Raw genomic sequence first — 18,598 nt, forward strand, 5'->3', positions numbered from 1 at the left:
CGCGCCCCCCCCCCCCCCCCCCACCCCCGCTCCCGTCGCTGCCCGAACCAGGGGACTGCGCAAGGTGTACCGCGGCACGGTCGCCGTCGACCACGTGGACCTGGACGTGCCGGAAGGCTCGGTGCTCGGCATGTTGGGGCCCAACGGGTCCGGCAAGACCACGACGATCCGGATGATGCTCGGGCTGGTCACGCCCACGGCCGGCACGGTCGAGCTGCTCGGCCACCGGCTGCCCGAGGGCGCCACCGCGGCCCTGCCCGAGGTCGGCGCGCTGGTCGAGGGCCCTGGTTTCCACCCGTTCCTGTCCGGCCGGGAGAACCTGCTGCGGTGCGCCGCGGCCGAGCCCCGGCTGGCCACCGGCGACATCAGGCGCGCGGTCGGCGAGGCGCTTGAGCGGGTCGGGCTGACCGACGCGGCGCATCGCCGGTACCGGGGTTACTCGCTCGGTATGAAGCAGCGCATGGGCCTGGCCGCCGCGCTGCTCATCCCGCGCCGGTTCGTGGTGCTCGACGAGCCGACCAACGGCCTCGACCCGGCGGGCACGCGGGAGGTCCGCGCGGTGATCGCGCAGCTGCACGCGGCCGGCACCACCGTGCTGGTGTCGTCGCACCTGCTGTCCGAGGTGGAGGCCACCTGCACGCACGTCGCGGTGCTGCACCGCGGCTCCGTGGTGGCCCAGGGTGCGCTCAGCGAGCTGCTCGACTCCGGCAACAACGCGCTGCTGGTGTCCACTCCGGACGTGATGCTGGGCGTGGACGCGTTACGCGACAAGCGCATTCCCGCTCGGTCCACTCCAGACGGGCTGCGCATCGACCTCACCGCGACCAGCGCGCCCGAGGTGGTGGCCGCGCTCGTGCACGCGGGTGTTGCCGTGCACGAGGTCCGCCGGCAGCGCACCGGGCTGGAGGAGCTGTTCGCCCGGCTGACCGAGGCGGACCAGAGCGGCCCGGGTGGTCTGTCCGATGTGGACGCCGAGTGGGGCGCGGTGCTCGACGGGGAGGTGGCGCGATGACCACGCTCACGGCAACCGGACCGGTTGCGCTGCCGCGCACCCAGGCGCCGATCGGCCGGATACTGCGCTCGGAGCTGCGGCTGGTGCTGCGCCGGCCCAGGACGCTGATCGCGCTCGGGTTGCTCGCGCTGGTTCCGGTGATCGCCGGGATCGGCATCGCCGTAGCGGCCAGCGGCGAGTTGCAGGGGCCGGCCGGCGCGGACGGGCCGGGCGCGCTCGCCGCGATTCTCGACGGCAACGGCCTTGTGCTGCCGGTCTTCGTGCTGTTCATGGCGCTGCAGATGCTGCTGCCCATGGTGGGCGCGATGTGGGCGGCCGACGCGGTGGCCGGCGAGGCGTCCACCGGGGCGCTGCGCAACCTGCTGGTCGCCCCGGTCGGCCGGGCCCGGCTGCTTGCGGTGAAGGCGTTCGGGGTGGCCACCGCGACGCTGATCGGGGTCGCCCTGATGACGGTCAGCGGGGTGCTCACCGGGCTGCTGCTGCTCGGCGGGGACGGCATGCTGACCATGTCGGGCAGCACGCTGGACCTCTGGCCGGCGCTCGGCCGAATCGTGCTGGCCGCGCTGCTGGTCACCGTGCAGGTGCTGGCCGTGGCCGCGGTGGCCCTGGCGATCTCGACGTTGACCGAGCACCCGCTGGTCGTGATGGCCGTGGTGCTCGGCGGGATCATCGTGTTCGGGGTGCTGAGCACGATCTCGTCGCTGGACTGGCTGCACCCGTTCCTGATCAACCAGAGCTGGTTCGCCCTGGTGGACATCATGCGGGACCCGATGCCGACCGACGGCATCACCGAGGGCCTGCTGCGCGCCGGGTGCTACATGGTCATCGGCTACGGGCTGGCGCTGGCCCGGATGCTCACCAAGGACGGCTAGGACTCACGACAGCACGGCCAGTCCGTCGGGGTCGAGCCGGAGGCGGACCCTGGCGCCGACCTCGGGGGCGTCGGCGATCCCGGCCACGGCGTCCATCGCGGTGTCCAGGCGGACGACGAGGCGGACGTGGTCGCGGCGGTGCACCCTGGCCAGCACCTCGCCGTCCAGCGGGCCGGACCCGTCCACCCGCAGGGCGGTGGGGCGCAGCCCGAGGCGCACGGGCCCGTCGGGCGCCCTTGGCAGCTCGACGGCGCCGAGCGCGCAGGTGGCGACGCCGGCCGCGACCGTGGCCGGCAGGAAGCTGGTGCAGCCGAGGAAGCGCGCGGTCGGCTCGTCGGCCGGCGCGCGCCACACCTCCTCGGGACGGCCGGACTGCGTGATCCGGCCGGCGCGCATCAGCGCCACGCGGTCGGCGAGGGTGAACGCCTCGTCGTGGTCGTGCGTCACGACCAGCGCCGTCGTTCCGGACACCCGCAGGGCGTGCGCCAGGTCCATGGCCAGCTGCTCGCGCAGCGCACGGTCCAAAGCGGACAGTGGCTCGTCGAGCAGCAGCAGCCTCGGTCGCGGCGCCAGCGCCCTGGCCAGGGCCACCCGCTGCTGCTCACCGCCGGACAGCTCGGTGATCCGCCGGTGCTGGTAGCCGTCCAGGCCGAGCAGGGCGAGCAGCTCGCCGACCCGGGCGTCTCGCGTGGACTTGTCGACGCCGCGCATGCGCAGCCCGAACGCCACGTTGCCGGCCACGTCGCGGTGCGGGAACAGCTGACCGTCCTGGAAGACCAGCCCGAAACCCCTGCGGTGCACCGGGATCGCGGCCAGGTCGGCGCCGTCCCAGCACACCGTGCCGGCGTCCGGCCGCTCCAGCCCGGCCACCGCGCGCAGCAGCGTGGACTTCCCGCAGCCCGAGGGACCGAGCAGCGCCAGCACCTCGCCGTCGGAGATCTCAATGTCCACATCGGACACCGCGATGATCGCCGGGTAGCGTACGGTCAGGCCGCGCACGGACAGCGCCATCAGAACTCCCCCACCGCGCCCGGCACCCGCAGCCGCTCGACCAGCAGCACGACCGCGACCGTGACCAGCATCAGCACCGTGCAGGCCGCGTAGGCCATCTGGTTGTTCAGCTCTCCCGGCCTGGAGATCAGCCGGCCGATGGCGACCGGCAGCGTCGCGGTGTCCGGGCGGGCGAGGAAGCTGGTCGCGCCGAACTCGCCGAGCGCGACGACGTAGCCGAACGCGGCCGCGCTCAGCAGCGACCGCCCGGCCAGCGGCACGTCCACCTCCCGCCACACCCGCCACGGCCCCGCGCCCAGCGTGGCCGCGGCCTGGCGGAGCCGCTCGTCGATCGAGCGCAGCACCGGCAGCACGATCCGGATGACCAGCGGCGTGATCACCAGGGCCTGGGCCAGCGGCACCAGCACGGCCGAGGTGCGCAGGTCGCCGGGCAGCCGGTCCAGCGTGATCAGGTAGCCGAACCCGACGGTCACCGCGGACACCCCCAGCGGCAGCATGAGCGCGGCGTCGAGCGTCTCCACCAGGCGGCCGCGGCGCAGGGCCACCAGCACCATGCTCGCCGCCACCCCGAGCGTCATCGCGAGCAGGGTGGCATCGGTGGCCGCGCGCACCGAGTTCGCCGCGGCGTCCACCCCGGACACCTGGAGCGTGCCGGGAAACCCGGTGCCGGCAAGGGCCCGGTAGCCGTCGAGGCTCCAGCCCGACACCGAACGCAACGCCAGCACCGCGACCGGCACCAGCAGCAGGGCGACCACGCCGTAGGCCACGGCGACCACGCCCCACTCGCCCCCGCTCGGCCGGCGGGCGGTCTCCTGCCGACCCCGCAACCGCAGCGCGGTCTCCCGGCGCCGGCGGGCGGCCGCGCCGACGCTCAGCGCGGCGACCACCGCGGCCAGCTGCAGCAGCGAGAGCGCGGCCGCACCGGGCAGGTCAAGCAACTCCACGGTCCGCAGGTAGATCTCGGTCTCCAGGGTGCGGTAGCGCGCCCCACCGAGCACCAGGACCACCCCGAAACTGGTGGCGCAGAACAGAAACACCACCGCGGCCGCGGACCCGATCGCGGGAGCCAACGCGGGCAGCGTCACGGCCGTGAACGTGCGCGGCGGCGACGCGCCGAGCGTCCGGGCCGCGTCCTCCGCCCGTCTGTCCACATGCGACCAGAGGCCGGCCACCGTGCGGGCCACCACCGCGACGTTGAAGAACGCGTTGGCCAGCACGATCGGCAGCACCCCGCCGGCCGGCATGAGCGTGCGGAACGCCAGACCCACCACCACGGTCGGCAGCACGAACGGCACGAGCACGGCGACCCGCACGAAGGCGAGGCCGGGCAGCCGGCTGCGGGCGAGCAGGAAGGCGACCGGCAGGCCCGCGCCCAGCGCGATGACCGTGGACGCGGCCGCCTGACCGAGCGTGAACGCGACCAGCGTCCAGGTCTCCTCCTTGCCCAGCACCGAAAGCACACCACCGGCGGCCAGGCCGCGCCGCAGGATCGCCGCCACCGGCCAGAGGAAGAACACCGCGAGGAAGCCCAGCGGCACCGGCGCGAGCGCGAGCGCTAGCCCTGGACGACCGAGCGCCACTGGTCGATCCACCGCTCCCGGTTGGCGTCGATGTCCGCCGCGGGCAGCGTGCCCGGGTTGCTCGGCTGCAGCACCACGCCCTGCCACGCCGCCGGCAGCGACACGTCCTCGCGGGCCGGGTAGACGAACATCTGCTCCGCGACGTTCGACTGGAACTGCTGGGACAGCAGGAAGTCCACGACCTTCTTGGCGTCATCGGCATGCCGGGCGCCGGCCAGCACCCCGGCGTACTCGACCTGGCGGAAACAGGTGAACAGCAACGCCTTGGTGCGCGGCTTGCCGTCCTGGCCGATCTCGGCGGCCGGCGAGGATCCGTAGGAGACCACGACCGGGCGCGGCCCCTTGCCCGACGAGCCGGAGAAGTCCTGGGTGTAGGCCTCCTCCCAGCCGCTGACCACCTTGACCCCGTTGGCCTTCAGCTTGGCCCAGTAGTCCGGCCAGCCCTGCGGTCCGAAGTGGGCGATCGTGCCGAGCAGGAACGCAAGGCCCGGCGAGGAGGTGGCCGGATCCTCCACGACGAGCATGTCCCGGTACCTCGGATCGGTGAGATCCTCGTACCTTGCCGGCTCCGCGACGCCCCTTGCCGCCAGCGCCGCCGGGTCGACGTTGAGGCACACGTCGCCGACGTCCACCGCGGTGAGCCGGTCGGTGCCGTCCACCGCGTAGCGCCGCGGGCCCTTGTCCGCCTCGGGACTGCGGTAGGCGGCGAACACGCCCTCCTTCAACGTGCGCGAGGCGAACGTGTTGTCCACTCCGAACGCGACATCGCCGAGCGGGTTGGCCTTGGTGAGCACCAGCTGGTTGGTCAACGCGCCCGCGTCGCCGGTCTTGCGTACCTCGATCGTGATCCCGGAACCGGTCCGGAACTCGTCGAGGACCTCCTGCTTCATCGTGAACGAGTCGTGCGTCACCAGAACGACCCGGCGATCACCCGGGCTCTCGTCGTCCCCGCCGAACACCGAGCACCCGGCGACGGTGGCCAGCACGACCGCGGCAACCGCGAGCCTGCCCATGTGTTTCCTCCCTCCCTGCTGTACCTACGCGGCTCTGCGCGCTACGCGATCGCGCCGGCAGGGCGCGAGGGACAACGCCAGACAAATCGATTTCGAGCCCTGCCATCGCGATCGCGTGCCTTCGGCAGGGCGCGCTCGGTGGTCACCTTGGGTGCCGCGCTTCATCCTCCAGCCTTCCTGCGCAGGTATGACCCGGATCAGGTTCGAACGGTCGAGGGCTGCGAGCCCTCCTCTCAGCCCGGCGCTGCACCGGACTCCCGTGGCAATGCGCGATGCTACCCGTCAGGATGGTGGGATGCCGGAGCTACTGAGCGACCAGGACCTGGGCAAGGCCCTCGGCGGGCTGCCCGAGTGGACGAAGGACGAGGGCGCGTTGAAGCGCGTGGTGGAGCTGGACAGCTTCCCGCAGGCGATTCAGGTGGTGAACCGGGTGGCGGAGATCGCCGAGAGCGACAACCACCACCCGGACATCGACATCCGCTGGCGCACGCTGACGTTCCGGTGCAGCACGCACTCGGCGGGTGGGATCACCCCGCTGGACGTCTCGCTGGCCGAGGAGATCGACGGGGTGATCGAAGCGATCCGCAGTACCTAATAGCTCGGGCAAGACCGCCGGTCGCCTTCGGCGAGCGGCCTTGGGTCGGGTTGCTTGGGTGATTGCGGGCCGGGGTGGGGGGTTGGTGTCGTGGGTGGTCGGCTGACGACGCCTGCGGGCAGGGGCTCGTTCCTCGCCCCTGCCCTTGTCGTCGTGTGGCGGCCGCCCTCGCCAAAGATTGGCCGACCCCAGCGACGCTTCCAGCGACACTTTCGACCCCAGCGACGCTTCCAGTGACACTTTCGATTCCAGCGACGCTTTCGAAGTGTGGCTCAGCGGCGGAAGGGGCCGGTCACTTCGTAGGTGATCCCGCCGAACACGTTGCCCGCGGTGCCGCGCTGCGAGGAGAAGTACAGCCGCGACCCGTCCGGGCTGAACGCCGGGCCGGTGATCTCGGAGCCGCTCTGCCCCTGCACCTGCAGGAACGGTGCCACGATCCCGTCCGGCGTGATGAGGCAGATCTGCATGTCGCCGCCGTCCTCGGCGACGAACAGGTCACCGCTGGAGCTGCCGGTCACGTTGTCCACCCCGGTCAGCGGGGCCCCGCCGCCGACCACCAGCGAGTCGTCGTACGCCAGGTCGATCGCCGAGGCGTCAGCGTCGTAGGCCCAGACCCGGTTGTCGCCCTTGGTGGTGAACCAGCACGTGCCGCCGGCGTAGTAGCAGCCCTCGCCGCCGTTGAACCGCTTGGCCCCGGACACCTGGTTGCGCGTGGTGACCGGGAAGCCGTCCGGGTCGGGCACCCGCCGCCAGGTCACCGGGCCGCTGGTCTGCTCGTTCGGGCCGCACAGCACCTCGAGGGTGCCGCTGGACAGGTTGCCCCAGGTGTTCGGCCGGAACCGGTAGAAGCACCCGTCGGGAACGTCCTCGGTCATGTAGATGAACCCGTGGTCGGGGTCGGCCGCGCAGGCCTCGTGCTTGAACCGGCCCATCGCCGTGCGGGCCACCGCGCCGGTGTTGCCGAACGGGTCGGTCTCGAACACCCGTCCCCAGTCGACCTCCTCGCAGGACAGCCAGGTGTTCCACGGCGTCGCCCCGCCGGCGCAGTTCACGTTGGTGTTGCCGAGGATCCGGTAGGCGCCGGTGATCTGCCCGGTGGAGCTGAACCGGACCGCGCTGGTCCCGCCGACGAGCGGGACCTCGCTGTTGGACACGTAGACCCAACCGCTGCCGTCGGGGAAGCACGCCCCGCCGTCCGGCGCGGGATGCCACAGGTACGAGGTGCCGGCCACGCGCTGGCCGGTACGCCCGACGACCCGGCTGCTGAACCCCGACGGGAGCAGGATGTCGTTGGCGTCGGCGGGTTGCAGGGGTCCGTACGGGCTCGGCCCTGGTTGCGCGGCGGCGGCGAACGCCTCTTGCCAGGACGCCCCGCCGAAGGCCGCGGCGGCTGCCCCGACGACCGCGACCCTCAGGAATTTGCGACGCTCCACGAGTCCGACTCCTCACGATCGGTGTGCAGGTGAGTCCTATGACACCGGATCTCGGCGGGTTGTCCTAGGGTCCGTTCGGATGAGCGGGGTGGTCGGGCCGCGGCGCACACGTTGCACCCGGGCCGGCGGGACACCCTGATCGAGCTGTTCGACCGGGCTTCGTGTTGCCGCGCTGAGCGGAGTCCTCGTGCCCGGCAGCCTCAGTCGTTGTGTTTGATCCAGTCGCGGAGTGGTTGGAGGGTGTGGCTGGTCTCGTCGAGCATCGTCGCGTACTCCGGCGGGACGGGGAGCTTTGACAATGCCTTTTCCAGGTAGGCGACGAGGTCGGTGTCGGAACCGTCTTTGCCGCCAAGGGCGGTGAGTTCGACCTTGTTGCGCTTTGCGTAGGCGGCGTGCATTTTGGCGAAGCGGATGTCGGTGCCGTCGTTGGAGATGTTCAGGACGATCTTGGCGATGGCGGCGATGCCGAGGAGCAGCGTCTTGTCGCCCTTGGCGCGGTGGATGGCGGTCAGGCCTTCGGCGAGCCCGTGGAGGGACCGCGCGACGCCGGTGGTGGGGGACTCGACGAAGCTGTCGTTGGTGATGCGACCGTGCGGGCCGACCAGCGAGGCGAGGGCCAGCCAGACGTTCTCGGTGGGCCGGTCGGCTTTGCCGGCGGCGACGCCCCATTCGACGAGGAAGACGGCGACGGAGGAGTTGGGGTCGAAGGAGGAGATGGACCGGTAGACCTCAAGCCCGTACGCGTAGGCCGCCTCGGGGTCGGTCTTGCGGAGCAGGTGGACCCGCTCGTTGCGGTAGGCCAGCCGCTTGGGGTCGGCGGCGATCGCGGTGTCGATGATGATCAACGCCTCGTCGATGTCGTCGACCTTCCCGCCGAGGTAGGCGACGGCGTGGTGGTCCTCGGCGAAGGCGTTGCGCTCCTTGGCGTCCAGGACCGCGCCGGTCACCACGGCCCGCAGCGCGGCGTGCAGGGTCTTCGGCCGGTCCCGGCGGGCCACCGAGATCGCGGCCTCGGCGATCGAGCGGTGCCGGGTGTAGATGTAGCCGCCGTGCGCGACCACCGCGGCCTCCTTGCCGAGCGGCTGCACGACCAGGTACTCGATCGCGTCCTCGTCGACACCCATGGTGCGGGCCAGGATCCGCCGGGACAGCGCGTAGCCCCCGCCGTCCCGGGTGTGCAGGTCGACGTAGGCGATCATCAGGAACACCTCGGCGAGGGACAGCGCGCCCACCACCGGACGCTGCTCGAGCCTCGACAGCAGGTCGGCGACCCGGTCCTGCACGGTCGTCCCGAACCGCAGCGACAGCATCGCGGCGATCAGCGAGTCGGTGCCGACCACGGCGTCGTGGGCCGCCGACAGGACGACCTCGAGCCGCTTGGCCGGGTCGAACCGGTACAGGTCGCCCAGCCCCCGCTCACCGCACGCCTCCCAGGCCCCGATCAGGGCCCTGGCGTCGGGCTCGCTCATCCCGGACACCGTGACGACCTTGGTGTGGCTGATCCGGGCGAACGCGCCGCGCTCCCGCCAATCCCGTTCCTGCGCGCACAGCAGCAGGAAGATGTCGTCGCGCCCGGACAGCACGTCGGCGAGCCGGACGATCGCCTCCACGAGCAGGTCGGCCTCGTCGGAGCAGAGCAGGTGCTTGCGCCCGTCGCGCGGCAGCGAGTCGATCACGCCCGGGTTCAGCAACCCGCCCGGCTCGCGCCAGTAGATGCTGTAGGCGTCCCGATCCTCGCCGGTGGCCAGCGTCGCCACCGCCTGCCGCAGCGCGATCGACTTCCCCTCGCCCATGGGGCCGGTGAGCAGCACCAGCCCGCTGGTGCGCTGGCGCAGCTCGTCGCGGACCTTCGCCAGGAACCGGCCGACGGCCGACAGCTTCGGCACGTCCGGATCCATCGCGGCGCGCCAGTCGGGCTGCACCCCGTCGAAGAACCGGAGCCGGTGTTCGACCGTCGGGGTTTCGGACCGCAGCTGCAGGAACCGCGAGGTGACATGGGTCCAGCGGTCCAGAACCCCGGACAGCGGCACGCGGCCGACCCGGTCCAGGTGCATTCCGGTGACATACGGCAGGAAGATGTTCGCGTCGATTCCCTGATACACCGACACCGAGTTCGACCCGCCGATGGCCGACAGGACCCCGATGCTTTCCTCGCCGGAAGCGAGCGTGGAATACGACCCCCAGAGCAACTCCATTCCCATGAAGTCGCGCTCTTTCGTCCGCTCGATCAGCGACTTGGTGAAGATGTCGGTCCAACCACCGTAACCGAGCACGACGACCGCGTGGCCGGCCAGCGCGCTGCGGATCGCCCCGTCGAGCATGGGCCGCTCGCGATCGAGCTGGTGCTGGAAGTGCAGTGTGTCGCCGCGCCGCCACAGCCCATGCATGTGCGCGATCGTGATCGCGCCCGGCAGGCTGGCGGCCTCGATCTTGCCGTCGTCGTCGAGCACCTGGGTGTGCGGCGTCCCGCCGGCGTTGCGCACCGCCACCTCGATGAGGGGGTCGAAATTGGTGGTCAGCACCGGCCCGCGGATGTCGGCGGGCATCGCGGTGAGCAGCCGGCCGAGCGCGCTGACGCCCTTGTCCATCCGCCAGGACGCCTCGAGCTCGAGATTCTTGAGCGTCTCCTCGATGTCGACCACCTGCCGCTTCTCGGCGACGGACACGTCCGCGCACGCCCGCAACACCGATAAGCGGATGATCCGATTGAGAAGTTTCTGGCCCCGGTTCAGGAAGATGAACTCGGCCGCTTTCTGATACCGCTGCGAGGGAACGGTCTGGTTCACGGCCGCGTCGAACCGCGCCATGTCGTCCGGATCCTCCAGGCTCTTCCGCATGGAGGTGACCATTTCTCCGACGCCCGGCACGGTGCCCACGGTGAGGCCGGACCCCACGACGAAGGCGATCGGCTTCTCGCTCTCCTTCAACAGGTAGAGCAACCGGGAGCGGAGCGCGACTTCGTCCCCGATTGGAAAGTTCGGCATCGACGCAGTCCAAACGTGCAGGCGACGTACAGAGCTGATAATTCCTCACGGTCGTCATAGCCGACGACGAACCGCGCGTCAACTGCCCGTCCAATCGGCGGACCGGCCACCGCCGTTACCGCGGGATCGTCAATCCACCGGCGGGCCGTCCATCACCGGGTGCACCTCGACCGGGCCGTCGCCGGGCTTCCCGTCGGGGCCGGGGCACGCCGAGGCCCGCGCGGCGATCTCGATGGCCCGCTCCGGCGTCGCCACGTCGACGATCCAGAAGCCGGCGAGGAACTCCTTGGCCTCGGGGAACGGCCCGTCGGTGACCACCGGGCCGCCGCCCGCCCCGGCCCGCACGATCTTGGCGTGCTGCGGCCCGCCGAGCCCCTGCGCGTCCACCAGCTCCCCGGAGCTCTTGAGCTCGTCGTTGAGCTTGTTCATGTGGTCGACCATCAGCCTGACGGCGTCCGGCGACCATTCCCCGAGCGACTCCCACTCCTTCGTGGTGCTCTGCATCAAGATCATGTACTTCAACTCGTCACTCCGATCTCCGCGTTGTGGACCCCGCCGCAGGCTAGACGTTGAACCGGAACTCGACCACGTCGCCGTCGGCCATGACGTAGTCCTTGCCTTCCATGCGGACCTTGCCGGCGGCCTTGGCGGCGGCCATGGAGCCGGCGGCGACGAGGTCGTCGTAGGAGACGATCTCGGCCTTGATGAAGCCGCGTTCGAAGTCGGAGTGGATGACGCCGGCGGCCTGGGGGGCGGTCCACCCCCGGCGGATGGTCCAGGCGCGCGCCTCCTTGGGACCGGCGGTCAGGAAGGTCTGCAGGCCGAGGGTGTGAAAGCCGGCGCGGGCCAGGGCGTGCAGGCCCGGCTCGGGCTGGCCGATGGACTCCAGCAGCTCCCGGCGCGACGCCTCGTCCAGCTCGAGCAGCTCGGCCTCCACCTTGGCGTCGAGGAACACCGCGTCGGCCGGGGCCACCAGCTTGGCCAGCGAGTCCCGGCGGGCCGGGTCGGCCAGCACGGTCTCGTCGGCGTTGAAGACGTAGAGGAACGGCTTGGTGGTCAGCAGGCTCAGCTCGGCGACCAGCGAGACGTCCAGGTCGGCCTGCGCGGCGAACAGGGTCCGGCCGGAGTCCAGCACGGCCCGCGCCGCCTGTGCCGCCGCCAGCGCCGGCCGGGCCTCCTTGCGGGTGCGGGCCTCCTTCTCCAGCCGGGGCAGCGCCCGGTCCAGGGTCTGCAGGTCGGCCAGGATCAGCTCGGTGTTGACGGTCTCGATGTCGGCCGCGGGGTCGACGGCGCCGTCGACGTGCACCACGTCCGGGTCGTCGAACACGCGGATGACCTGGCAGATCGCGTTGGCCTCGCGGATGTTGGCCAGGAACTTGTTGCCCAGCCCCTGCCCCTCGGACGCGCCCTTGACCAGCCCCGCGATGTCCACGAAGGACACCGTGGCCGGCACGGTCCGCGCGCTGTCGAACATCGACGCCAACCGGTCGAGCCGGGGGTCGGGCAGCGGGACCACGCCGACGTTGGGCTCGATGGTGGCGAACGGGTAGTTCGCGGCCAGCACGTCGTTGTTGGTCAGCGCGTTGAACAGGGTGGATTTGCCGACGTTGGGCAGGCCCACGATGCCGAGGGTCAAGCTCACGACGAGCCAGTCTAGGTGGGCCGCCGAGGTGGATCCGCGGAGCCCTGGAGCGCTTTAGCCCGAATGGACGCTAGCGCTTCCGTCCCAGGTCAATAACACTCCGTGAGCCTCCTACTTTCGACACTTCACCCATACAGGTGGCGCGTGCTTAGGTTGGCGTCGGCGCGGCCCTCGGTCGGGGCGAGGAGTGCTCGCCGATGCTGCTCGCTCACCCATCCGAGGAAGGAAATGGGATGACGTCCCAACGTCAATGGCGACGCCGTGGCCGGATCGCCGTCGGGATGGCGTTCACGACCGCGATCGCCAGCGTCACGCTCGTCGGCCTGTCACAGCCGGCCGCTGCCGACCCGGCACCCGACGAGGTCTCGATCGGAAAGCACGACGAGGAGCTGCTCGCCCAGGCGCGGCAGCGCGGCGAGCGGACCGTGAAGGTGCTGGTCGCCACGAAGGACGGGGCCGCCGCGCAGGGTGTCGACCAGCTGGTCAGGGCCGGCGCCAAGGTCGAGTACCGGGCCGACGAGATCGGCTACGTGCGTGCCGAGGTGCCCGTCGACAGCGTCAAGAAGGTGGCCGCGCTGTCCGGCGTCCAGGCCATCGACCTCGACGAGAACATCCCGCTGGAGGACCCGCGCCCGGACGCGCAGGCCGACCCGACCCCGCAGCCGCCGCCGGACGCGAACACGCCGCGGGTCAACGCCTACATGCCGACCGGTGACACCGGCGCCGCGCAGTTCGTCGACGCGCACCCGACCTGGGACGGCCGCGGCGTGACGGTCGGCGTGCTGGACACCGGCATCGACTTCGGCCACCCGTCGCTGAACACCACGAGCACCGGCGAGCGCAAGATCACCGAATGGGTGACCTTCACCGACGGTGGCTTCACCAACGGCGTCAACAACGACAACGACCCGACCTGGGTGCTCACCAGCACCACCGTGCCGGCCAACTACACGCTTCCTCCCGGCGGCGGCACGTTCCGGTTCGGCACGTTCAACGAGCGGGACCCGCGCTTCGGCGCCGAGATGGGCAACGACGCCAACCGCGACGGCAACCCGCCGGGCAGCAGCGGCCTGTTCGGCGTGCTCTGGGACACGACCAGCAACCAGGTGTGGGTGGACGCCAACCAGAACCTCAGCTTCGCCGACGAGAAGGCGATGCTGCAGTACAAGGTCCGCAACGACATCGGCGAGTTCGGCACGGACAACCCGGCCACCCCGATCCGCGAGTCGATGCCGTTCGTCGTGCAGGTCGACGCCGCCAACAACTCGGTGAGCATCGGCGTCGTGTCCGGCGCGCACGGCTCGCACGTGGCCGGCATCATCGCCGGCAACAGCCTGTTCGGCGGCCGGATGAGCGGCGCGGCCCCCGGCGCCAAGCTGGTGTCGGTCCGGGTCTGCCTGTTCGTCGAGGGCTGCACCTCGCACGCGCTGATCGAGGGCATGATCTACGCGGCCAGGGACGCCAACGTCGACGTGATCAACATGTCGATCGGCGGGCTGCCGCAGCTCAACGACGCCAACAACGCCCGCGCGGCGCTGTACAACGAGCTGATCGACACGTTCGACGTGCAGATGTTCTTCTCGGCCGGCAACAACGGCTCCGGCGTGAACACCGTCGGTGACCCGGCCGTGACGCAGAAGGTGATCGCCGCCGGCTCGTACATCACCAAGGCCAGCTGGCAGCGCAACTACGGCTCGGACGCGACCGGCGAGGAGCACCTGCACGGGTTCTCGTCGCGCGGTCCGGCCGAGGACGGCGGGTTCAAGCCGAACATCGTCGCGCCCGGCTCGGCGACGTCCACCGTGCCGACCTGGCAACCGGGCCAGCCGGTTGCCGGCGCGATGACCCTGCCGCCCGGCTACGGCATGTTCAACGGCACGTCCATGGCCTCGCCGCAGACCGCGGGCGCCGCGGCGCTGCTGGTGAGCGCGGCAAGGGCCCGGGGCGTGCAGCACTCGGCGGCCCAGCTGCGCAGAGCCATCACCTCGTCGGCCCGGTTCATCCCCGGCTACCAGGCCTACGAGCAGGGCAACGGCTTGATCAACGTGGATCGGGCGTGGAACCTGCTGCAGGCGAACATCCGGATCGACGACATCACCGGCAAGGTGCCGGTGAACACGCTGCTGTCGCCGTTCCTGGCCACGCCAGGCGTCGGGGTCGGCATCCACGACCGCGAGGGTGTCCGGGCCGGCGACCGGTACAGCCGGGACTACACGTTCGTCCGCAACTCCGGCCCGGACGGCCCGATCACCTACCGGGTGAGCTGGGTCGGCAACGACGGCACGTTCAGCTCGCCGACGGCGATCACGCTGCGCAAGGGTTTCGCGGTCAAGTTCCGCGTGCAGATCAACCCGCGCACGGTGGGCGTCCACTCGGCGATCATGAACCTGGACAGCCCGCTCACCACGGGCATCGAGCACCAGACGCTGAACACGGTGGTCGCGGCCGAGGACCTCACCGCGGAGAACGGGTTCATGGTCCAGCACGGTGGCACGATCGGGCGTAACCAGGTCACCAGTCACTTCGTCCGGGTGCCGCCGAACACGCCGGCGCTGAAGGTGGACCTGCAGGGCGGCGGCACGGCGCCGGGCGCCGGGCAGATCCGCTTCCTGCGCTTCCACCCGGTCGGTGTGGCGGCCGAGGGCGCGACCACCAACAGCCTGTACTGCTACAACCCGCCGGTCTCGCCGGGCGGGGTGTGCGTGGGCGGCACGCCGACCAGCCGGACGGCGACCAACCCGACGCCGGGTGTCTGGGAGATCGCGATCGAGGCCAGGCGCACGTCCGACGTGGCGTTCGCCCCGTACACGATCTCCGCGGCGGCGCTCGGCGCCAAGGTCGAGCCGAACCCGGACGTCATCCCGTCCGCTCAGCTCGGCGTGCCGGTCAACCGGCAGTACACGCTGACGAACTCGTTCGGGACGTTCACCGGACGGGCCACCGGGACGCCGCTGGGCAGCGCCCGGATGGCCACCCCGACCATCGCCAACCTGGAGCAGCAGCAGTTCCAGATCCAGGTGACGCCGGGCACGACGAGGCTCCGCGCCAAGATCGGCGGCACGTCCGACCCGGCGGCGGATCTCGACCTGTTCGTGTTCGACTGCAGCACCGGTACGTGCGTGCAGCGTGGCTCGAGCGCCGACGGCGACTCCGAGGAAGAGGTCACCATCACCAGCGCCGTCAACGCGGGTGTGTGGGTCGTCCTGGTGGACGGGTTCGCGGTGCCGGCGGGCACCACGACGTACAACTACCTGGACGTGTTCACCAACCCCGCGTTCGGCGCGGTGGCCGTGACCGACGCGAACGCGGTGCGCGGATCCGGTACACAGTGGACGGTGTCGGGCACGGTGACCGCGGGCACGGCGCCGACGTCGGGCCGCGTGCTGCTCGGCAACGTCGAGGTGCGCACCGACACGAACGTGTTGGTGGGCTCCGGTGACGTGATCGTGCAGAACGTGTCGTAAGGGCTCGCAACGGCATGAAGGCCACCTTCGTCGCGGTCACCGCCACGAAGGTGGCCTTCATCCTTGCGCGACACTCGTGTCCGAATACTGCCAGCCAGGGTCCACCCGCGCTGGCAGCATGGACGTCGTGCTGATCGATGTCGAGCAGGGTTACCGGGCCGTGGCCGCCCGCGACACGCGGTTCGACGGCCAGTTCATCCTGGCCGTGCGGACCACAGGGATCTACTGCCGGCCGTCCTGCCCGGCGATCACCCCGAAGCGCCGCAACGTGGAGTTCTACCCCACCGCCGCGGCCGCTCAGCAGGCCGGCTACCGGGCCTGCCGGCGCTGCCTGCCGGACGCGGTGCCCGGCTCGCCCGAGTGGAACCTGCGGGCCGACCTGGCCGGCCGCGCGATGCGGCTGATCTCCGACGGGATCGTGGAGCGCGAGGGCGTGCCCGGCCTTGCCCGCCGCGTGGGCTACTCGGAGCGGCATCTGACCAGGGTGCTGACCGCCGAGCTCGGCGCCGGCCCGCTGGCGCTGGCCCGCGCGCACCGCGCCCACTCGGCGAGGATGCTCATCGAGACGACCACGCTGCCGTTCGCCGACGTGGCGTTCGCCGCCGGCTTCGCCAGCGTCCGCCAGTTCAACGACACGATCCGCGCGGTGTTCGGCGTGACCCCGTCGGACCTGCGGATGGCCGCCAAGCGGCGGGCCCGCCACGCCGCCCCCACCGCGGGCAAGCTGACCGTGAGACTCGCCTACCGCCCGCCGTTCGACGCTGCCGGGCTGCTCGACTTCCTTGCCGCCAGGGCGATCCCGGGCGTGGAGTCCGTTGTGGACGGTTCGTACGGGCGCACGCTGGCGCTGCCGCACGGCGTCGGGACGGCCCGGTTGCGCCCGGCCGACGGTCACGTCGACTGCACGCTGCGCCTGACCGACATGCGCGACCTCGGCAGCGCGGTGTCCCGGCTGCGGCGCCTGCTCGACCTCGACGCCGACCCCGGCGCCGTGGACGAGCTGCTGTCCGCCGACCCCGCCCTGGCCGGCTCGGTGGCCAGGACCCCGGGCATCCGCCTGCCCGGCAGCGTGGACGCCGCGGAGATCGTCACCCGCGCGCTGATCGGCCAGCAGATCTCCGTGGCCGCCGCCCGCACCGCCCTCGGCGCGCTGACCATGGCGCTCGGCGAGCCGCTGCAGACGCCGGACGGCGACCTGACCCGCCTGTTCCCCACCCCGGACGCGATCACCGAGCGCGGCGCCGAGGTGCTCACCGGACCGCGCCGCCGGATCGCCACCGTGCTCGAGGTCAACCGCGCCCTCGCCGAGGGTGACCTCGACGTCCACGTCGGCGCCGACCCCGCCGAGCTTTCCGTTGCCCTGCAGTCATTCTCCGGCGTCGGCCCGTGGACGGCCGGCTACGTTCAGATGCGCGTCCTCGGCGCCACCGACGTGCTGCTGAGCACCGACGTCGCCCTCCGCAACGGCGCCCGCGCCCTGTCCTTACCGTCCGATATAGACACACTGGAAGCCCGCGCCCGGGCCTGGCGCCCCTGGCGTTCCTACGCCGGGATGCACCTGTGGCGGGCAAGCGGCTCGACCCTCAGGAGCACCTCGTGAGCATCGCCTCTTCGTCCACTATAGACACTCCAATCGGCCCGTTCACGGCCGTCGTGGCCGGCGACGGCACCGTGCTCGCGGCCGGCTGGACCGCGTCGCTCGACCTGCTGCTGCCGGTGGTCGCGCCCGGTCTGCGGCCCGCGGAGGTGCGCGCCCGCCCGGACCTCGGCCCGGTGACCGACGCCGTTCGGCGGTACCACGACGGGGAGCTGTCGGCCATCGACGACATCCCCGTGCGGCAGGCCTCCGGCGAGTTCATCCAGCGCGCCTGGGAGGTTCTGCGCACGGTGCCGCCGGGCAAGCCGACCAGCTACACGGACTTCGCCGCGCTGGCCGGGCGGCCGGACGCGATCCGCGCGGCCGCGGCCGCCTGCGCCCGCAACGCCGCGGCGCTTTTCGTGCCGTGCCACCGGATCCTGCGCTCGGACGGCTCGCTCGGCGGCTTCCGCTGGGGCCTGGAGACCAAGCGCTGGCTGCTGGACCACGAGGCGCCGTCAGGCGGTCAGCTCCAGTACTGAGCCGGTCCGCGACTTGCGGACGCGCAGGCGGATCGGGATGCGCTGGCGCAGCTCCTCCACATGGGACACCAGGCCGACGACGCGGCCGCCGGCGCGGAGCTCGTCGAGGGTGTCCATGACCTCGTCGAGGGTGTCGGGGTCGAGGCCGCCGAAGCCCTCGTCGACGAACAGCGTGTCGAGCAGCGCGCCGCCGGTTTGCGCGGTGACGACGTCGGCGAGGCCGAGGGCCAGTGCCAGCGAGGCGAGGAACGTCTCGCCGCCGGACAGCGTCTTGGCGGAGCGGACCAGGCCGGAGTAGTCGTCGAGCACGTCGAGCCCGAGGCCGCCGCGGGTGCCGCGCGGGCCGGCCTGGTCGGAGTGGACGAACGAGTACCGGCCATGGCTCATCCGGCGCAGGCGCGCGGTGGCGGCGGCCGCGACCTCCTCCAGCTTGGCGGCGAGCACGTAGGACCGCAGCGACATCCGCCGCACGTTCTGGCCGCGGCCGTTGACCACGTCGGTGAGGGCGGACAGCTCGGCGAACTCCGCCTCGAGCGGCGCCAGCTCCCGCCACGCCGCCCGCAGCCGGTCGGCCAGCCCGGCGATCTCCCGCGCGCGCCGAGCCGCCGCGCGGGACACGGCCACCGCGCTTTCCGCGGCTTCCCGCGCCGACGCCGCCGCCCGGATCGCCGCCGGCAGGTCCACCTCGAGATCCGGGTCCACGCCGATGAGGTCGGGCTCCTCGAGCACCCGCCGCGCGGCCGCCTCCCGGAGCTCCGCGTCGGACAGCCGCCGCTCCAGGTCGGCCATCGCGGGCTCGGACCGGGCCGCGGCACGGGCCTCCTCGACGTCGGCGAACCCCGCCGCCGCAACGGCTTCGGCCACGACCGCGCGC

At 71.7% G+C, this 18,598-nt stretch carries 14 protein-coding genes and 1 riboswitch; of the genes, 6 read left to right on the plus strand and 8 right to left on the minus strand.

All coding sequences use genetic code 11. The features are described 5' to 3' along the window. Both VGX25_RS34085 and VGX25_RS34090 read left to right on the plus strand, forming a co-directional pair. Positions 1 to 1,012: ABC transporter ATP-binding protein (locus tag VGX25_RS34085; RefSeq protein ID WP_326922104.1), on the plus strand; the 1,012-nt coding region annotated here is incomplete at its 5' end. Then, positions 1,009 to 1,884 carry an ABC transporter permease subunit gene (locus tag VGX25_RS34090; RefSeq protein WP_326922105.1) on the plus strand — a complete coding sequence of 292 codons (876 nt, stop codon included), beginning with the start codon at positions 1,009 to 1,011 and terminating at the stop codon, positions 1,882 to 1,884. The genes VGX25_RS34085 and VGX25_RS34090, both read left to right, overlap by 4 nt. Positions 1,885 to 1,887: 3 nt before the next feature. Here the strand turns inward: VGX25_RS34090 and VGX25_RS34095 are convergent, their stop codons facing one another. Genes VGX25_RS34095 through VGX25_RS34105 form a run of 3 tightly spaced genes read right to left on the minus strand, consistent with a single transcriptional unit; the run spans position 1,888 to position 5,488 of the window. Continuing rightward, positions 1,888 to 2,895 carry an ABC transporter ATP-binding protein gene (locus VGX25_RS34095; RefSeq protein ID WP_326922106.1) on the minus strand — a complete coding sequence of 336 codons (1,008 nt, stop codon included), beginning with the start codon at positions 2,893 to 2,895 and terminating at the stop codon, positions 1,888 to 1,890. Next, positions 2,895 to 4,475, minus strand: a complete 1,581-nt coding sequence (locus VGX25_RS34100; RefSeq protein ID WP_326922107.1) for an iron ABC transporter permease — start codon at positions 4,473 to 4,475, stop codon at positions 2,895 to 2,897. The genes VGX25_RS34095 and VGX25_RS34100 overlap by 1 nt, the downstream gene beginning before the upstream one ends. After that, positions 4,451 to 5,488 carry a thiamine ABC transporter substrate-binding protein gene (locus VGX25_RS34105; RefSeq protein WP_326922108.1) on the minus strand — a complete coding sequence of 346 codons (1,038 nt, stop codon included), beginning with the start codon at positions 5,486 to 5,488 and terminating at the stop codon, positions 4,451 to 4,453. Before VGX25_RS34105 ends, VGX25_RS34100 begins: the two co-directional genes overlap by 25 nt. A 157-nt stretch (positions 5,489 to 5,645) precedes the next feature. Further along, a riboswitch (TPP riboswitch) is annotated at positions 5,646 to 5,759 on the minus strand. A 24-nt stretch (positions 5,760 to 5,783) separates the two neighbouring features. Between VGX25_RS34105 and VGX25_RS34110 the strand changes: the two genes are divergently transcribed. Beyond that, a complete protein-coding gene (locus tag VGX25_RS34110) occupies positions 5,784 to 6,083 on the plus strand; it encodes a 4a-hydroxytetrahydrobiopterin dehydratase (RefSeq protein WP_326922109.1) in 300 nt (99 codons plus the stop codon). A 272-nt stretch (positions 6,084 to 6,355) separates the two neighbouring features. Here the strand turns inward: VGX25_RS34110 and VGX25_RS34115 are convergent, their stop codons facing one another. From VGX25_RS34115 to ychF, 4 genes are all read right to left on the minus strand, one after another. Then, positions 6,356 to 7,516, minus strand: a complete 1,161-nt coding sequence (locus VGX25_RS34115; RefSeq protein ID WP_326922110.1) for an alkaline phosphatase PhoX — start codon at positions 7,514 to 7,516, stop codon at positions 6,356 to 6,358. A 200-nt stretch (positions 7,517 to 7,716) separates the two neighbouring features. Further along, positions 7,717 to 10,500: an SIR2 family protein gene (locus tag VGX25_RS34120; protein ID WP_326922111.1), complete on the minus strand. Its 2,784-nt coding sequence runs from the start codon at positions 10,498 to 10,500 to the stop codon at positions 7,717 to 7,719. Positions 10,501 to 10,629: 129 nt separating this feature from the next. Next, positions 10,630 to 11,013, minus strand: coding sequence for a YciI family protein (locus VGX25_RS34125; RefSeq protein WP_326922112.1), 384 nt, complete (start codon positions 11,011 to 11,013; stop codon positions 10,630 to 10,632). A gap of 49 nt (positions 11,014 to 11,062) precedes the next feature. After that, positions 11,063 to 12,142, minus strand: coding sequence for a redox-regulated ATPase YchF (gene ychF / locus VGX25_RS34130; RefSeq protein ID WP_326922113.1), 1,080 nt, complete (start codon positions 12,140 to 12,142; stop codon positions 11,063 to 11,065). 233 nt (positions 12,143 to 12,375) lie between these two features. Between ychF and VGX25_RS34135 the strand changes: the two genes are divergently transcribed. The 3 genes from VGX25_RS34135 to VGX25_RS34145 all read left to right on the plus strand — a co-directional run bounded on the left by VGX25_RS34135 (position 12,376) and on the right by VGX25_RS34145 (position 17,724). Next, positions 12,376 to 15,606 (plus strand): S8 family serine peptidase, encoded by a 3,231-nt coding sequence (locus VGX25_RS34135; RefSeq protein ID WP_326922114.1) that lies wholly within the window; start codon positions 12,376 to 12,378, stop codon positions 15,604 to 15,606. Between the two features lie 118 nt (positions 15,607 to 15,724). Next, complete coding sequence (locus VGX25_RS34140) at positions 15,725 to 17,206, plus strand: AlkA N-terminal domain-containing protein (protein WP_326922115.1); 1,482 nt, start codon at positions 15,725 to 15,727, stop codon at positions 17,204 to 17,206. After that, entirely contained in the window at positions 17,203 to 17,724 is a 522-nt protein-coding gene (locus VGX25_RS34145) for a methylated-DNA--[protein]-cysteine S-methyltransferase (protein ID WP_326922116.1), read from the plus strand. Before VGX25_RS34140 ends, VGX25_RS34145 begins: the two co-directional genes overlap by 4 nt. Here the strand turns inward: VGX25_RS34145 and VGX25_RS34150 are convergent. Next, positions 17,701 to 18,598, minus strand: an 898-nt coding sequence (locus tag VGX25_RS34150; protein ID WP_326922117.1) for an SbcC/MukB-like Walker B domain-containing protein, incomplete at its 5' end; no start/stop codon positions are given. The two genes, VGX25_RS34145 and VGX25_RS34150, sit on opposite strands and share 24 nt — an antisense overlap.

Origin of the sequence: Actinophytocola sp. (assembly GCF_035942955.1) — a bacterium.
Classification (GTDB): Bacteria; Actinomycetota; Actinomycetes; order Mycobacteriales; family Pseudonocardiaceae; genus DASYTH01.